We start from the raw sequence: 14,633 nt of genomic DNA on the forward strand, positions 1-14,633 counted from the left end.
CCGGCGTTGTGAGACGCCAACCGCACCGGTCGCTCAGCGACCGGCGGGAACTCTGCTCACAACGCCGCCCGGCCCACAGGCCGAGCGGCTACCGTTCGGATGCCTCCGGAGAACTCACCGCACCACCCTGACAACGCGTATCGACGCGGTGGCGCCGCCGGAAATCGAAGGCGCCCGGCGACACTCGACCTAATTCAGGCGGGCGGCACGGTCGCGCAACAACGCCTGTTCGGCGGCGTTGGCGGTGAGCGCGGCGGCGCGCAGGTAGGCGGCGCGGGCGTCGGCCGGGCGGTCCAGCTGCGAGAGGAAGTGGGCGCGCACGGCGTGGAGCAGATGGTAGGAGTCGAGTGTGCCGGTCGCGGCCACCGCGTCGACGAGGTCGAGGCCCGCGGCGGGGCCGTGCACCATGGCCACCGCGACGGCGCGGTTCACCTCGACGACCGGCGACGGAAAACGTTCGGCGAGAACGGCGTACAGGCCGGCGATGCGCCGCCAGTCGGTGTCCTCGGAGGTGGCGGCCATGGCGTGCGCGGCGGCGATGGCGCCCTGCAGGGCGTAGCGGCCCGGCGGAACACCACGACGCACGGCCAGGTTGTGGGCTCGGCCGAGGGCGGCGAAACCGCGGCGGATGGACAGCTGATCCCAGCGGCTGCGGTCCTGATCGGGCAGCAGCACAAGCTGTTTGGTCGCGTCGCTGCGCGCACCGGTCCGGGAGGCCTGCAATTCCACGAGGGCGGCGAGGCCGAATGCTTCCGGCTCCCGGGGCATCAGCCCGGTGAGGATGCGCGCCAATCGTAATGCGTCGTAGCACAGTTCGGCGCGCACCCAGTTGTCGCCGGAGGTGGCGGCGTACCCCTCGTTGAAGATCAGATAGATGACCTCGAGCACGGATTCCAGCCGATCGGCCAGCTGCGGACCCGCCGGAACCTCGTAGGGCAGCTTCTTCTCGGCGATGGTGCGTTTGGCTCGCACGATCCGTTGTGCCACTGTCGTTTCCGGCACGAGATACGCGCGGGCGATCTCCTCGGTGGTCAGGCCGCCGACCATGCGCAGCGTCAATGCCACCCGAGCCGGCTGCGACAACGCGGGATGACATGCGGTGAACACCATGCGCAGCAGGTCGTCATCGATGTCGTTCGGTTGCTCGCCGGCCTGTTCGGTGAGCAGGTCGTGTCCGAGCATCGGCAGTTTGCGGGCGAAGGTGGCGTCACGCCGGATCCGGTCGATGGCGCGGTGTTTCGCGGTGAGCATCAGCCAGCCGCCCGGGTTCGGCGGGATCCCCTCGCGCGGCCACTGTTCCAGGGCCGCCAGGTGCGCGTCCTGTGCGAATTCCTCGGCGGTGGCGATATCACCGACCAGCCGGGTGAGTCCGGCCACGAGCTTCGGCCATTCGATGCGCCACGCCGCCTCGACGGCCCGAGCCGCCGGTGAGCGGCCGTCGGCACCATCGTGCGGGCGGCCACTCACCTCGGGGAAGGACATAACGTCAAGCCTGGTCGTCGAGCTGACGGATCTCCAGTTCGATATCCCATTCCGGCCCGTGCAACCGCAGGAAGCGCGAACCCCACTCCACGGCTTCGTCCTGCGAGCGGGTCTGCACGAGGCAGTATCCGCCGATGACCTCCTTGGACTCGCTGAACGGGCCGTCGAGCACGCTCTGCTTGCCACCGGTCTGGCGCACCCGCACGCCCTCCTCGACCGGTCGCAGTCCCGCCGTGTCGAGCAGGACGCCGGCCTTGGTCATCTCCTCGAGCAGTTTGCCCATATTCTCGGCCATCGCGGGATCCGGCCCCTGCGTCGGCGCGGCCGTGGGATCGAGACGGATCAGCATCAGATAGCGCATGTCCGCATCCTTCCTCATCGCACCTGGTAGCGCAGATACACCGCGCCCGAACCGAAAGCCTTCGACTCCAGCAGGTCGAGATCCAGTTTCGCCTTGTCGTGAAACACCGGCGTGCCGGAACCGAGCGTGACCGGATGGACGACGATGCGGAACTCGTCGACCAGACCCATATCGATGAACGAATGCACCAGCTTGGGACTGGCGTAGATCGCGATCACGCCGCCGTCCTCACGCTTCAGCGCCTCGATCTGCGCGGCGAGGTCGCTGCTGATCAGCCGGGTGTTGTTCCATTCGGCCGACTCCAGCGTGGTGGAGCAGACGATCTTGTCCACGGCGTTGACCCATTCGGCGTGCCTGCGTTCGGACGGCGAACTGTCGGCATTCGGATGCTGCGACCAGTATCCGAACATCCCCAGATAGGTCTCCCGCCCGTAGACCGCAGTGTCGAAGTCGGCCTGAATGTGCTCGGCATACGCCTGCAATTCGTCGTCGTACGCGCGGAACGTGAACTCGAATCCCAGGTTCTCGCCGGAGGAGGCGTAACCGTCCAGCGTCATGTGCTCGAAAGCCACCACTGTGCGCATGCTTGTGTCCTTCCAGGGGTGGGCTGCCTCTCAGCCCTTCACCTACCCCTCGAACGGGACACCCCTGGAATCGACATCATCGCGAAAGTTTTTTCGCGCTCGTCCGCGGCCCCGCGATCCGGTGGCCGGAGACAGCCGAACTTGCCTACGACCCCGCGACCGGGCTGAGGCAGCTGGCCGGGGGGTCGACGAAGATGCAGAGGGCCGGGGCTCGGGTGGGGCGGTAGTCGGCGGGGACGCCGCCCGCGGCGACGATCTGCGCGTAGGTGCCGACAGCATCGGTCGGGCGGCGAGTGAGCGACGGGTCGGTGCGGACGTCGACGGTGTAGAGGCCGAAACGGGGTGTGTAGCTGCCCCATTCGTAGTTGTCGGTGAGGCTCCAGTAGTTGTAGCCCATCACGTTCATACCGTCGGCCTTGGCGCGCTGCAGCCAGTAGACGGTGTCGCGGAGGTGGTCGCTGCGGGTGTAGCCGTCGCCGCGGGGCAGGCCGTTCTCGGTGGGCATGCCGTTCTCGACGATATACAGCGGCTTGCCCGGGAAACGGCGCGAATAGTGTTGCAGCGCATAGTAGATACCCTCGGTGCGCAGCGGCATCTCCCAGATGCGCGGGCCGGGCAGAGGCGGCATCGCGGAACCGGTGGCCCGTCCGATCGCGCTGTACAGCGACTGCGCCGGGTCGAATCCGAAGTAGTAGTCGACGCCCACGTAGTCGAGCCGGGCGCCGATCCGGTCGACCAACTCGCCGTTGACCTGATCCTCCGCACCCGCGACATATCCGACGTTGGCGGTGACCTGAGCTCCGGGCTGCTTCTGATGGATGTAGTCGTAGCTGGCGTTGTGCACGTCGACGACCCCGGTCAGCATCGTGTTGGCATCGGCGCCGCCCTCGCGCACCTCGTTCTGGATGTAGGCGACAGGTTCGTTCACGGTGACCCACAACGGGTTCCGCGAGGAGTAGCGATCGACGACGGCGCGCATGTTGGCCAGCCAGTCCCCCACCATGCCCGGATTGCGCCAGCCGCCCCGGTCCGCCTCCCAGCCCGGATACACCCAGTGGTCGAGGGTGATCATCGGCCGCATCCCGGCGCGCACGATGCTGTCGACGACCGAATCGTAGAAGCGAAACGCGTTGTCGTCCCACTTCCCGGGCGTGGGCTGCAGCCGCGCCCATTCGATCCCGACCCGGAACACGCGCATGCCCATATCGGCGGCCAGGCGGATGTCGGAGTCGTAGCGATCGACGAAGTCGACCGAATCCTGCAGTGGTTCGTAGCCGGGATTGCGAGCGATATAGCGAGTCCAGTTGCTGTCCGGCGCATGTCCTTCGGACTGGAAACCGGAACTCGCCACGCCCCACAGGAAACCGGAGTCGAGCGACGACAGCGCCGCCGCCCGCATCGGTGGGCCGGCGAGGGCCGGAGTGCCGCTCAGCAACACCGACGCAACAGCGACGAACACGGCCGAGACATTGCGCAGAAACCGGGATCGCATCAAGCCAGGGTAACGAATACAGTCCGTCCGCGCTGGTGATCGGTCACCACTACGTCACCGTCACAATGGGTTCCGCCGGCGCACCAGCGACCCGCGAGCATCGCGACGGCTCGCGGGCCGCACCGCATCGAGCGACGGTCGGCCGCCCGGCTCCGGCCTGGTCAGTTCGTTTTCTGCCGCAGTCGGTCCGCGACCCACATGTCGATCTCCCGGAGCGCGGCGGTGGCCATGCCGGTGGAGCGAGCGGTGAAAGCGTGCGTGGACTCGGGGTAGACACGGATGTCGACATCGTTGCCCGCGGCGGAGAGCCGGGCGGCCAGCGCGAGATTGTCTTCGAGAAGGATGTCGTCGCAATCGTCGGGTGCGGCGGGCCAGGGATGTTCGGGACTGCTCCTACCAGCACGCGCAGGTTGTCCCGGCCCACTTCTGGGGACATGCGCACAGCCCGCGACCACCGTGTCCGGGCGCCGCACCCGTTCCGGCAGACTGGGCGGATGGCACATTCCGCCGCGTACCGCCCCACGCCGGCGGACCTCGCCGCCGCGAAGAACCGGACCATTCCCGATCTGGTGGCACCCGGCCTGCGGGTGCTGTTCTGCGGTATCAATCCGAGACTGTGGTCGGGCGCGACCGGCCACCATTTCGCTCGCCCCGGAAACCGCTTCTGGCCCGCGCTGTTCCGGTCCGGCTTCACACCGCGCCTGTTCCGCCCCGACGAGCAGGAAGAACTGCTCGCACTGGGGCTTGGCATCACCAATGTCGCCGTACGAACGACGGCGAAGGCCGACGAGCTCACAGCGGAGGAACTGCGCGAGGGCGGTCGCGCGCTCGCCGAGCGAGTCCGGCACTACCGCCCACGCGTCCTGGCCGTCCTCGGCCTGGGCGCCTACCGCACCGCGTTCGGCCGGCCGCGAACCACTGTCGGACGCCAACCCGAAACCCTCGGCACCACCGCGATCTGGGTGCTACCCAACCCGAGCGGCCTCAACGCCCACTACACCCTCGACGCCCTGGCAGCCGAATTCCGCACTCTGCGGGAGGCGACGGAAACCGAGTAGTCAGAACACGAAGCCACGCAGTGCCAGAAACCGCATACCGCCGACCGCACCGGTGACGGCGAGGACGGCGCTCGCCTGGGCGAGGTCGCCGAGGCCGGGGGCCCAGAACCGGAGGCCGGCGAGCGCTGCGGTGCTGATAATCACGCCGACGAGCGCGAGGCCGCCGCCTTCCCACTGCGCGGTGAACCAGCCGACGCGCCCGGCCGCCCGGAAGGTGAGCCGGCGGTGCATTTCGTTCGCGATCGCCGTACTGACCAGCGAGCCCGCGATATTCGCGACCAGCGGGCCGAGCCCGCTCATGACGAGGAACAGCACGGCGTAGGCGATATTGGCGGCGCCACCGACCAGGGCGAAGCGGATCAACTGGGCGACGGCGTGATCGCTTCGCAGGTATCGCCGGCCGCGATCGAGCCACTGCGGGAGTCCGCCACCGAGGGGCGCATCGAAACGCCCGGCGAGGGTGGTGTCCCACACCGCATTCCGCGCTCCGAAGGTGGCAAGTGCTCCGCTGTTCATGGGAAGACTGTCTTCGACGCCGCTGTCACCGGACTGACGCCGCGCTGACACGATGCTTACACCGGATTCGATTCGGGTAGCTCGGCGCGGGCTGATTCGCCTGTACCACCGGAAAGCTCTGTACGAGAACCTATTAGAGTCTCTCCATGGGGCGGCACGCGCGAGTTGCGCGACTCGGTCAGGTAGCCGAACTGGCGGGGCCCGTCGTGCTGACTTCCGCGACGACGCTGGTGCTGGGCGTGACCGATACCGCGCTCCTGGGCCACCATTCGATCGAAGCGCTGGGCGTCGCCGCATCGGTGCTGCCGATATGGATCTTCTGCACCGCGGTGGTGGTGCCGTGGGGATCGGCGACGCAGATACTCGTCGCCCGCCGGCACGGCGCCGGTGACTCCGATGCGATCCGGAACGTGACGTCGACCGGGTTGTCCGGCGCCGCCTGGGTCAGCGTGGCGGTCGCGATGGTCGCGGCGGCGGCCGCGCCGGTGATCGTGGCGGTGACCGCGCCGACGGGCCTGGATCACCGCGAAGCAACGGTCATGTTGTGGATTCTGTTGTGCGGGTTGCCGTTCACAGCCGTCACCGCACATGTGCGTGGTGTGCTCGCCGGAATCGGTGATACGAGAAGCAGCGCCCAGGTGGCGGTGGCGGTGGCCGTGCTCAATGTGATGGTGTCGGCGATCCTGATCTTCGCCGTGGGATGGGGACCGGCGGGTTCCGCGGTCGGTTCCACCCTTGCCGTCGCGGCCGGCACAGTCGCTCTGCTCCCGCGCGTTCGCCGGGCCACCGGGCTCGCGGTCGTCTGGGCCCGGGCAGATCGCACGGTATGGCACGCGGTGACCGCGCTCGCGGTGCCGGACGTCGTATTCGGAGTAGTCGGCTACGGGAGCGATGCCGCGATCGCGGCGGTGGTGGCCCAAGCGGGGACGGTGAGCCTGGCCGCGCACCGGGTGATGAGCCTGGCGATCTCGACGGTGTGGATGCTCGTGTTCGGAATCGGTGTGGCGACAGCGGTTTTGGCGGGACAATCCCTCGGCGCCGGTGACGATCGGGAGCGCCACGCCGTCGTGCGAGCCGGCGCGACGCTGATGGTCGGCGCCTCGAGTACGGTCGCGCTGCTGCTCACCGCACTCTCGCCCGTGTTGTTCCGGCTCGTCTCAGGCGACGCCGCGGTCAGTGGGGCCGCTCGCGGGGTGGTGTGGTCGCTGCCGGTACTGGCGCCGATCATGTCGATCGGCATGGTCTACGCCGCTCAGCTACGCGCGGCCGGGAACACGAAAGCGGTGATGTCCGCGTCCGTGTTCTCGGTCGTCTGCGTCACCCTGCCCGCCGTGTGGATATCGGCCGCCGTGCTGCACTGGGGGCTCACCGGTGTCTACCTCGGGATCGTGGCCGGCTGGATCGCTCGCGCCGCGGCCACACACCGGCGCCGGCGCACACGAGCGGGCACTACCCCAGCTTGAAGACATTCGCCTTTCCGGAGACCACGGTGTCCTGCGGATCCACCAACGCCACCCGGACCTGCACCGTCTGGCCCTGCTGCAATTGCGCGGGCGACCCGTCGGGCCCGGTCAGCACGACGACGGTGCTCTGCGCTTGCCCGTCGCACGTGACCTGCGGTTGCGTGGCCATCGCGGACGGTGCGTCGGCGTTGGGATCACCCACCATGACCTTGACGGCGGATGCGCCGGAGTTGGCATCACAGGTGTAGTCGACCCCCACGTTCGCAGGTCCCACACCTTTGATGTCGATGGTGTTCGCGGCGAGCGCCGGAGCGGCTGTCGAGACAGCGGCCAACCCCATCGCTGCCAGGGCGCTGACGAAAAGAGCTGAGCTTCGGTAGTTCCGGCCGGTCATCATCGATCTCGTCCTCCTGGCTTGTCGTACGAACGGTGATACCGAATCGTTGGAACGCCGGTGTCGGACCTCTCGCGGGTCGGCGGGCGCGATGACAGGCCCGCGTACCCGCCGACACCAGTATCGAGCCGTGGTGTGGATACCCGGAAGAACAGCTTCAAACTCGCCACCCGATCGTTGCGGTGCACCCGTACTGCCGACAATGCGCTCGGCCCCACGACCGGGCGCTGTCCCACTAGGCGAACGCGGGTTTCCATCCCAGCTGCGGAGCGATCAACTCCACCGTGTCGTGCAGGATCTGCTCGTAGTCCGCGCGATGGAACTCGTAGGGCAGCTCGAGGCGTAGTTCGCTGGCTTGCGCGAGAACCGGATCGGCATGCAGCTGTTCGAGGATCTGCTCGGCGGTGCCGACGACATCCGGGGCGAACAACACCCGCCGCTCGCCCTGCGGGCCGAGCGTGCGTTCCTGCCGGCTCGCGGCGTAGGCGCGGTACCGCTCCCGGGTCGCGCGGTCGGCGCTGTCGAACGGGACGATCACCCGGCCGATCGCGACGCGGGCCGGTCGCGACGGATCGATCCGCTCGCGATAATCGCTGAGCAGTCCCAGCTGCGCGGTAGTGAAATCCTCACTGCGATCGCCGAATACGATATTTCCGCTCAGCAGATTCAGTCCGCTCTCCGCCGCCCAGCGCACCGACCGGGTGCTGCCGCCGCCGTACCAGACTCGGTCGGCCAAGCCGGGGCTGTGCGGCTGTAGCCGAGGGCGCTGGGTGTTGCCCGGCGAGTGGATGACGGTGCCGGCATCGCCGAGGTAGTGGCCGCGCAGATTCTCGATGAGCCGGGCCACCCGGCCGTAGGACAGGTCGAAGCCACGCCAGTCACCATCGAAGACCAGATCGCCGATCAGCTCTGCATGCGGCGGCGTCCCCGCGCTGAACCCCGGCTGCAAGCGGCCCTGGGACAACACATCGGCCAGCGACAGGTCCTCGGCCAGCCGGAACGGGCTCTCGTAACCGATCGGAATCACCGCCGCGCCCAACTCGACCCGATTCGTGCGCTGGGCGGCCGCGGCCAGGAAGACCGCCGCCGAACCGACACCGTGCTCGAGATGCCGCTGCCGGACCCACGCGCCGTCGAACCCGAGCCGCTCGCCGTATTCGAACAGCCGCAGCGTGTCCTCGAGGCCGGTGTACGGATCGTCGTCGAGATAATTGCCCGGGGTCAGAAACGCCAGCGAACCGATCCGCGGAGAGCTCATCCCTGACGCTCGTAGGGGATCTTCTCCCCCGCCTCGACCGCGATCGGCAGCCGGTTCTCCGCCGGCGGCAGCGGGCAGGTCGCCAGATCGGTGTACGCGCACGGCAGATTCACCGCGCGGTTGAAGTCGAGCACCACCGTTGCGCCGGCATCCGGCGCCGGCACCTGTACCACTCGATTCGCCGCGTAGGTTGTCACTCCGGAGGTCGCGTCGGTGAACAACACCGACAGGTCGCCGGGATTCTTGCCGGGAAAAGCGGTCAGGCGCAACGGCTTACCGTCGATCTCGAATTCGATTTGTCCCGGCGCGTCGTAGACGTGCTCGAGCCCTTCCACGGCGGCGCCGACCGTCGTCGGACGCGGCTCCTCGAAGGCCACATAGCGTCCGCGCACCACCCATTTCGCCTCCGGCGCGAAGGCCGGGGTGCCGCGAAAAGCGGTGCGCAGCGGGTTGTTCGGATGTCGCGGCCGCACGATATCGTGGCCGCCCCGTTTGGCGACCTCGATCACCGCGTCACCCCACACCGCGTTCACGCCACCGCGCTCGGGAATGACGCCGAACCCGTAGCGGCCACGCACCGGCGCGTCGTCGACGACCAGCTCTTCCCCCTCGTCGAGCACGACCACCACGCCGTCGGCCCCGGTCGACCAGGCGCCGGGCGCATCGTCGAAGCGCTGCGGGGTTTCGGTGAGCCAGTGCAGGCTCGTGATGGCGAGGAACCCGTGCCGATCGGACAGGTGCGCCTCCTGCCGCCGATGCCATTCCTGCCACTCGGTGGTGAAAGTGTCCGCGTCGGCGGGCGACGGTGCCTGAGTTGCCATGTCTCGATGTAAGCGGATGCCGCGGCCCAGGCACAGACTTGCGCTCAGCCCGAACGCAATTCGAGTCTCTACCGATGGCGAGCAGGGGGATGCAGAACGGCCGGTCACCTAGGCAACCGGCACGACCCTGCCCTCGCGGCGGGCCTCCAGCTGCGCCGGCCGGTGCTTGCCGTCGGAGAACCAGTGGTGCGAGCCGGGTTTGCGCGCCTCGGTCGCCAGGTGCTTGATTCCTGCCTCACATGCGAATTCCTTGAGTTTCTTGCCGGCGAATCCGCCGAAGTACAGCCGCATGGCGGTCTCGTCCTTGTGACCGAGCTGGTAGATCCCGGCCTCCCGGCCGAAGCTGAGGCACATCGCGGGGAATGCGAGGTCGACGGGTGCGGGCTGTTCCCCCGCGATGCGGTGCAGCACCGTATCGGCGGCGTGTGCTCCCAGGCAGTACGCCGTGTAGGCGCTCATGCGGAACGGCAGATCCGAGGGCGCCGACGAATCACCCGCCGCGACGATGCGTTCGTCGTCGACGCTGGTCAGTGTCTCGTCGGTGAGCAGCCGTCCGGCGGCATCGACGCTCAATCCGCTGCGAGCGGCGAGGTCCGGTACGCCGAAGCCGGCAGCCCAGATAGTCACGGCACTGACCAGGGACCGGCCGTCGCCGAGCTTCACCACGTCCCGCCGGATCGCCGTGACGGTCGCATCGGGACCTTCGACGACCTTCACTCCGAGCTTCGCGAGGTACTTGTGGGCCGTGCGCCGCGCCTTCGGATGCAGATACGGTCCGAGAACGCTGCCGCAGACCAAGGTGACCGTGCGTCCCTGCTCGGCCAGCTCGGCGGCGGTCTCGATCCCGGTCGGCCCGCCCCCGATCACCGTCACCGGGGCCGATGAGGGCGTATCGAAGAGCACCGATCGCAGCCGCTGCGCCGCCTCCAAAGTCGCTACGGGATAGGCGAATTCGGCCGCGCCCGGTACCTGCGGCGCGGGGGTTCCACTCCCCACGGCGTAGATCAGATAGTCGTACCCGATACTGCCACCCTCGGCCGAGTGCACGGTGCGCTCGGTCGCGTCGATCCGCGTCACGCTGTCGACAACCAGCCGCACCTTCTCGGCGAGGACGTCCCGGTAATCGACGACCGCCTCGTGAGTCGCGCCCACCAACTGGTGCAACCGCAGCCTCGGGACGAAGACTCGGCGAGGGTTGATCACGGTCACCCGCACGTCGTCTCGCTGCGTCAGACGGTTGGCTGCCATCACACCGGCGTACCCGCCGCCGATCACCACGACTTCGTTGTTGTTCATCGTCTTTCCTCCGTGTGCTGAGGGGTTCGGGCATACGACGCCGCATCCCTCACGGCCGTGACAACGAGTGATGTGGATCACAAGATACGGCCGGATGTCAGCGGTGGCGACGTGGATCGGCTCCACTCGACTTTCGCTGTACGGGCGCCGCGGAGGGTTTCTCGGCCCGGGGGACGTCGCTGGGCGCACTGTTCGAGGTGTTCTGCTGTGCTGCGCCATCCGCGCGCGGTGCCACTTCGCAGGCGTTCGGCGCCGGGACACCCGACAACCGCTCACCCAGCCACTGCGTCGATCCGAGAAAGCCGTCGAAGTAGCCGAGGATGTGTTCCCCGCCCACGATGCTCTTCGTGGCCGGGACTCCCAGAGCACACTGTTCGGCATAGAACGCCTCGGCCTTCGCGACCGGCATCCAGGGATCGTGCACGCCGTTGTAGACATATATCGGCATGCCGGCCTTCTTGCCTTTCAGACTCAACCGCCGCAACATCATGTCGGCGAATTCGGTGTGGAGCGGGTCGGCCATATTGGCCACGGCCGCAAAGGGTACGAAGACGCCGATATCGGCCATGGTCGAACTGCACACGTCCTTGAGCGGGGAAATGGCCGCCCATTGCGCCAGATGATTCATGCGGCTGAGGATTTCGGGATGCTCTCGGGCCAGCGCGAGTGTCACGGTCATCATCAGTCCCGAGGCGTAGGTGCCGTCGAAGGTCTTCGCGAAGGATTCGTAGTCGACGGGCAGGCCGCCCATCGCGGCACCGGCCAGGTTGGGGGCCAGTTCCGGGGCGTATTCGCGCGAAAGCATCGCGGCGGCGTAGCTGGCGATGGCACCGCCGGAATAGCCGGTCATCGCGAACCTGCTCTCGCCGAACTCGTCCGGCATCAGACGCCGTACCGCACGCACGGTGTCGAGCATGATGTGGCCGGCCACGGTCGGCTCGGCATACGCCATCAACGGTCCCTCGTGGTCCGGGATCACCACCGCGTAGTTCCGGCTCGCGGCCCACATCGTCGGTGAGGGGACGAAATCGTTGCCGGTGCCGCCGGTCGTGAGGTCGAATCCGTGGGAGAGCACGTAGCCGGGAGTGCAGCGCCGGTTGAGCGCGTTGATCGGCGGGGCGTTCAGCAGCACCGGCCGGCTTCCCGGCCCGGTCCACCGGCCGAAGGGCAACAGCAGCGTCGCGGTCCCGAAGGACGGCGCGCCCGAGGAGTTCGTGGTCCGGAATTTCAGCTGTATCGCCCGCTGAACCGGCGTGAGCACCGTCAGGAAGACCATCGGTACCCCCGGCCAGCTGACGTCGCGCGATTCGATGACGTCACCCGGTGCGTACTGGGCGAGATTCGCCGGGGCCTGGTCGAAGAACGGATCCCCGGTCGGACTGGATTGAATCGCGTTCCACAGCGCCTGCGGGTCCGACGCCCCGCCGGGATCGGAAGCAGCGGACCCGATCCCGGGCAGCACCGACGACGGCGCGGGAATGGTGTCGTCGAGCCATTTCTGGAACGCCGACGGCCCCGGATCCTTATGTGTTACTGCGGGATTCGGCTCCGAGGACGCAGCGTCCGGCTCGCCGGCCGACGGCGCTGGAGAAGTGGAGGCCGGCGGTGCAGCCGGACCCGAGGCGGGCGCCGCAGGCTGGTCAGTGGTCGACGGCGCCGCGGGGCCGGATCCCGACGGCACACCACGATCCGCGGTCGACTCCCCCGGACCGGACGCAGACGGCTCGGCACCGTCGGCCGCCGACGACGCGCCCGGACCGGACTCCGACGGCGCGACACCGTCGGAAGCCGACGGCACATCCGGACCGGACGCCGGAGGAACAGCCCGCTCGGGGTTGGACGACTCTCCCTGGTCGGACGCCGGCGGAGTTGTCGGGACGGCAGTGGTCGGGGCAGGGGTCGGCGACGACGGGTCGGCGGCCGCGGCAGCTTGCCCCAACGTCAGTGCACAACCCATCGCCAGCGTGACCGCAATGCCCCGTAGACATTTCACGACAACACACCCGTCCTGTCAGAGTGGTACTCGAACCGAAGGTCGTGCAGAAGTGGAGCAGTCCCGGCTATCCGGTACGCAAGGGCGCGCGTCGGCGGCGGCCGAGGCCGCACCGACCTTCGAAAGATACCCCCGGGCCAGGGAGAATCGGCGGATCTGCGGCGGCACACCATCTCGTGTCCTCGAGCAGTCGCCCAGGCCGGCAGGGGCAGTCACAATGGGCGCCACCACCGATGGATCGGAGTCGGCCTGTGACAGGTACTGCCGCAGAGACTGATCGACTCTCACCCGACTTCTACCGCCTGTGGCGGGCCTCCACCGTCAGTCAGATGGGCAGCGCCTTGGGAGCGGGTGCGTTCCCACTGGTCGCCATCCTCGTCGTGCACGCCTCCGCGCTGCAGGTCTCGCTGATGGCGGCGCTGGCCGGATTCGCCGGTGCGGCAATCGCATTGCCGATGGGATCGTTCATCGAGTTCCGTCGCAAGCGACCCGTCATGATGTACGCTGACCTCGTTTCGTTCGCGGCCCTCGCCAGTGTTCCTCTGGCCGCATGCCTCGGTGCGCTCAGCTACGGGCACCTCTGCGTCGTCCTCACGCTGCAAACCCTGTGCGGAATGGTGTTCAACGCCGCCGATGGGGCGTATGTCAAAGCCATCGTCGCCGAGCCGGACCGCGTGCGAGCCAACAGCCGGTTCGAAGCCACCTTCTGGACCGCATCCACCATCGGCGCGCCGATCGGCGGCGTTCTCGTCACGGTGTTCGGTGCGACGGTCACCGTGGCGCTCGACGCGGTCAGCTATCTGCTGTCCGCGTCAGGGATCCGGAGGATCGCGACCATCGAACCGATACCCGCGCACGCATCGGTAGGCCACCACTGGCGGCAGGAGATTTACAGCGGATGGACCTATATCTTCGATCATCCCGTACTGCGCCGACTGTTCTGGAACGGCATGCTCTTCGGCGGAGCAGTCACCCTCACCACGCCTTTGCTCGCCCTGCTCATGCTGCGCGAACTGCACTTCGCACCGTGGCAGTACGGACTCGCCCTGGGACTGCCCTGCCTCGGCGGCCTCCTCGGGTCGCTGTGCAGCCCGAGACTTGTCGCGCGATTCGGTCGACGCGCAGTACTCCTCGGCTCCGGTACATTGCGAACCTGCTGGATGGGGCTACTGCTGATCGCAGGGCCCAGTGCTCGGGGCCTCCTCGTCATCCTGACCGCCGAAACTCTTCTGCTGCTCTGCGCCGGAGTGTTCAACCCGATCTTCGCCACCTACCGAATGAACTGCACCACCGACGATCACATGAGCCGCGTCCGCACCGCGTGGTCGATCAGTTCGAAGAGCGTCCAGCCCGCGTTCATCGCCCTGGGCGGGCTCCTGGCCGGCGCGACGAACACGCGAGTCGCGATCGGCTGCGCGACCGTAGCCGTGCTCGCCAGCTCGGCTTTGCTGCCTTGGCGGAGCGAGACAACCGCACGACGCGACAATAACCAGGCGTCATCCGAATAACGACCGACATTCGCCGGGGCGGCGTCGCTCTGTCGGCGACCCCGACACCGTCCTATTCCGCCAAGAGGTGTTCACCGACCTCGACGACCACGCAACATACGCCGCCGCCCGCTCCGGATCTCCGGCGAAATAGGCCCCGAGCGGGGCGACCCGCATCGCGGCACCGTTGCCCCACGACCCGTTCCCGCCGAACACCGCACCTGCCGCGTCGGCCCACGGCCTGCCGTCGCGAATCTCGTGCAGCACAACGACTGTGCCCGGCCCGTAACCACGGTAGGGCTCACATCGATCGGCGAACACGGCCGCGAGCGCATCACGGTCGATACGGCCGCGGTCGAGGACCTCCGTGTACACCGAACAGGCCATCTCGGTGTCGTCGGTCCACTGCCACGGAGGCGCGGGCACGC

At 68.0% G+C, this 14,633-nt stretch carries 15 protein-coding genes; 3 read left to right on the top strand and 12 right to left on the bottom strand.

Annotation, left to right across the window (positions count from 1 at the left end; all coding sequences use genetic code 11):
* Positions 1-189 precede the first annotated feature (189 nt).
* From NE2_RS23750 to NE2_RS36605, 5 genes are all read right to left on the bottom strand, one after another.
* Complete coding sequence (locus NE2_RS23750) at positions 190-1,482, bottom strand: RNA polymerase sigma factor (protein WP_063029553.1); 1,293 nt, start codon at positions 1,480-1,482, stop codon at positions 190-192.
* 4 nt (positions 1,483-1,486) lie between these two features.
* Entirely contained in the window at positions 1,487-1,861 is a 375-nt protein-coding gene (locus NE2_RS23755; RefSeq protein ID WP_227462651.1) for a YciI family protein, read from the bottom strand.
* Complete coding sequence (locus NE2_RS23760) at positions 1,858-2,427, bottom strand: dihydrofolate reductase family protein (RefSeq protein ID WP_063029555.1); 570 nt, start codon at positions 2,425-2,427, stop codon at positions 1,858-1,860. Before NE2_RS23760 ends, NE2_RS23755 begins: the two co-directional genes overlap by 4 nt.
* 145 nt (positions 2,428-2,572) lie before the next feature.
* Positions 2,573-3,919: a family 1 glycosylhydrolase gene (locus NE2_RS23765; RefSeq protein WP_063029557.1), complete on the bottom strand. Its 1,347-nt coding sequence runs from the start codon at positions 3,917-3,919 to the stop codon at positions 2,573-2,575.
* A gap of 161 nt (positions 3,920-4,080) precedes the next feature.
* Positions 4,081-4,392, bottom strand: coding sequence for a hypothetical protein (locus tag NE2_RS36605; protein WP_063029559.1), 312 nt, complete (start codon positions 4,390-4,392; stop codon positions 4,081-4,083).
* Between the two features lie 21 nt (positions 4,393-4,413).
* Between NE2_RS36605 and mug the strand changes: the two genes are divergently transcribed.
* Entirely contained in the window at positions 4,414-4,977 is a 564-nt protein-coding gene (gene mug / locus NE2_RS23775) for a G/U mismatch-specific DNA glycosylase (protein ID WP_063029561.1), read from the top strand.
* On the opposite strand, the gene NE2_RS23780 is transcribed toward mug, so the two are convergent.
* Complete coding sequence (locus tag NE2_RS23780; protein ID WP_084494281.1) at positions 4,978-5,493, bottom strand: GtrA family protein; 516 nt, start codon at positions 5,491-5,493, stop codon at positions 4,978-4,980.
* Between the two features lie 146 nt (positions 5,494-5,639).
* Here NE2_RS23780 and NE2_RS23785 point away from each other — a divergent pair, with 146 nt between their 5' ends.
* The gene (locus NE2_RS23785; RefSeq protein WP_084494282.1) at positions 5,640-6,956 is read left to right on the top strand and encodes an MATE family efflux transporter; all 1,317 of its coding nucleotides are present in this window, start codon (positions 5,640-5,642) and stop codon (positions 6,954-6,956) included.
* On the opposite strand, the gene NE2_RS23790 is transcribed toward NE2_RS23785, so the two are convergent.
* From NE2_RS23790 to NE2_RS23810, 5 genes are all read right to left on the bottom strand, one after another.
* Positions 6,943-7,296, bottom strand: a complete 354-nt coding sequence (locus NE2_RS23790; RefSeq protein WP_063029565.1) for a hypothetical protein — start codon at positions 7,294-7,296, stop codon at positions 6,943-6,945. The genes NE2_RS23785 and NE2_RS23790 overlap by 14 nt on opposite strands.
* Positions 7,297-7,585: 289 nt before the next feature.
* Positions 7,586-8,608, bottom strand: coding sequence for an LLM class flavin-dependent oxidoreductase (locus NE2_RS23795; RefSeq protein WP_063029567.1), 1,023 nt, complete (start codon positions 8,606-8,608; stop codon positions 7,586-7,588).
* On the bottom strand, positions 8,605-9,429 hold the full coding sequence (locus NE2_RS23800) for a DUF1684 domain-containing protein (RefSeq protein WP_063029569.1): 825 nt from the start codon (positions 9,427-9,429) through the stop codon (positions 8,605-8,607). Before NE2_RS23800 ends, NE2_RS23795 begins: the two co-directional genes overlap by 4 nt.
* Before the next feature lie 108 nt (positions 9,430-9,537).
* A complete protein-coding gene (locus NE2_RS23805) occupies positions 9,538-10,725 on the bottom strand; it encodes an NAD(P)/FAD-dependent oxidoreductase (RefSeq protein ID WP_063029571.1) in 1,188 nt (395 codons plus the stop codon).
* 97 nt (positions 10,726-10,822) lie between these two features.
* Entirely contained in the window at positions 10,823-12,406 is a 1,584-nt protein-coding gene (locus NE2_RS23810; RefSeq protein ID WP_106958480.1) for a lipase family protein, read from the bottom strand.
* Positions 12,407-12,951: 545 nt separating this feature from the next.
* On the opposite strand from NE2_RS23810, the gene NE2_RS23815 reads away from it, so the two are divergent.
* Entirely contained in the window at positions 12,952-14,226 is a 1,275-nt protein-coding gene (locus NE2_RS23815) for an MFS transporter (protein WP_063029575.1), read from the top strand.
* Here the strand turns inward: NE2_RS23815 and NE2_RS23820 are convergent.
* Positions 14,215-14,631, bottom strand: a complete 417-nt coding sequence (locus NE2_RS23820) for an ADP-ribosylglycohydrolase family protein (RefSeq protein ID WP_267888194.1) — start codon at positions 14,629-14,631, stop codon at positions 14,215-14,217. The two genes, NE2_RS23815 and NE2_RS23820, sit on opposite strands and share 12 nt — an antisense overlap.
* Positions 14,632-14,633 lie beyond the last annotated feature (2 nt).

This window comes from Nocardia elegans NBRC 108235, from assembly GCF_001612845.1.
In the GTDB taxonomy this organism is placed as follows: Bacteria; Actinomycetota; Actinomycetes; order Mycobacteriales; family Mycobacteriaceae; genus Nocardia; species Nocardia nova.

Excerpts from the sequence above, each read along its gene's own strand:
- NE2_RS23750 (WP_063029553.1), bottom strand. The coding sequence starts at position 1,482 with ATGTCCTTCCCCGAGGTGAGTGGCCGCCCGCACGATGGTGCCGACGGC.
- NE2_RS23755 (WP_227462651.1), bottom strand. The coding sequence starts at position 1,861 with ATGAGGAAGGATGCGGACATGCGCTATCTGATGCTGATCCGTCTCGAT.
- NE2_RS23760 (WP_063029555.1), bottom strand. The coding sequence starts at position 2,427 with ATGCGCACAGTGGTGGCTTTCGAGCACATGACGCTGGACGGTTACGCC.
- NE2_RS23765 (WP_063029557.1), bottom strand. The coding sequence starts at position 3,919 with ATGCGATCCCGGTTTCTGCGCAATGTCTCGGCCGTGTTCGTCGCTGTT.
- mug (WP_063029561.1), top strand. The coding sequence starts at position 4,414 with ATGGCACATTCCGCCGCGTACCGCCCCACGCCGGCGGACCTCGCCGCC.
- NE2_RS23780 (WP_084494281.1), bottom strand. The coding sequence starts at position 5,493 with ATGAACAGCGGAGCACTTGCCACCTTCGGAGCGCGGAATGCGGTGTGG.
- NE2_RS23785 (WP_084494282.1), top strand. The coding sequence starts at position 5,640 with ATGGGGCGGCACGCGCGAGTTGCGCGACTCGGTCAGGTAGCCGAACTG.
- NE2_RS23790 (WP_063029565.1), bottom strand. The coding sequence starts at position 7,296 with ATGGGGTTGGCCGCTGTCTCGACAGCCGCTCCGGCGCTCGCCGCGAAC.
- NE2_RS23795 (WP_063029567.1), bottom strand. The coding sequence starts at position 8,608 with ATGAGCTCTCCGCGGATCGGTTCGCTGGCGTTTCTGACCCCGGGCAAT.
- NE2_RS23800 (WP_063029569.1), bottom strand. The coding sequence starts at position 9,429 with ATGGCAACTCAGGCACCGTCGCCCGCCGACGCGGACACTTTCACCACC.
- NE2_RS23805 (WP_063029571.1), bottom strand. The coding sequence starts at position 10,725 with ATGAACAACAACGAAGTCGTGGTGATCGGCGGCGGGTACGCCGGTGTG.
- NE2_RS23815 (WP_063029575.1), top strand. The coding sequence starts at position 12,952 with ATGGATCGGAGTCGGCCTGTGACAGGTACTGCCGCAGAGACTGATCGA.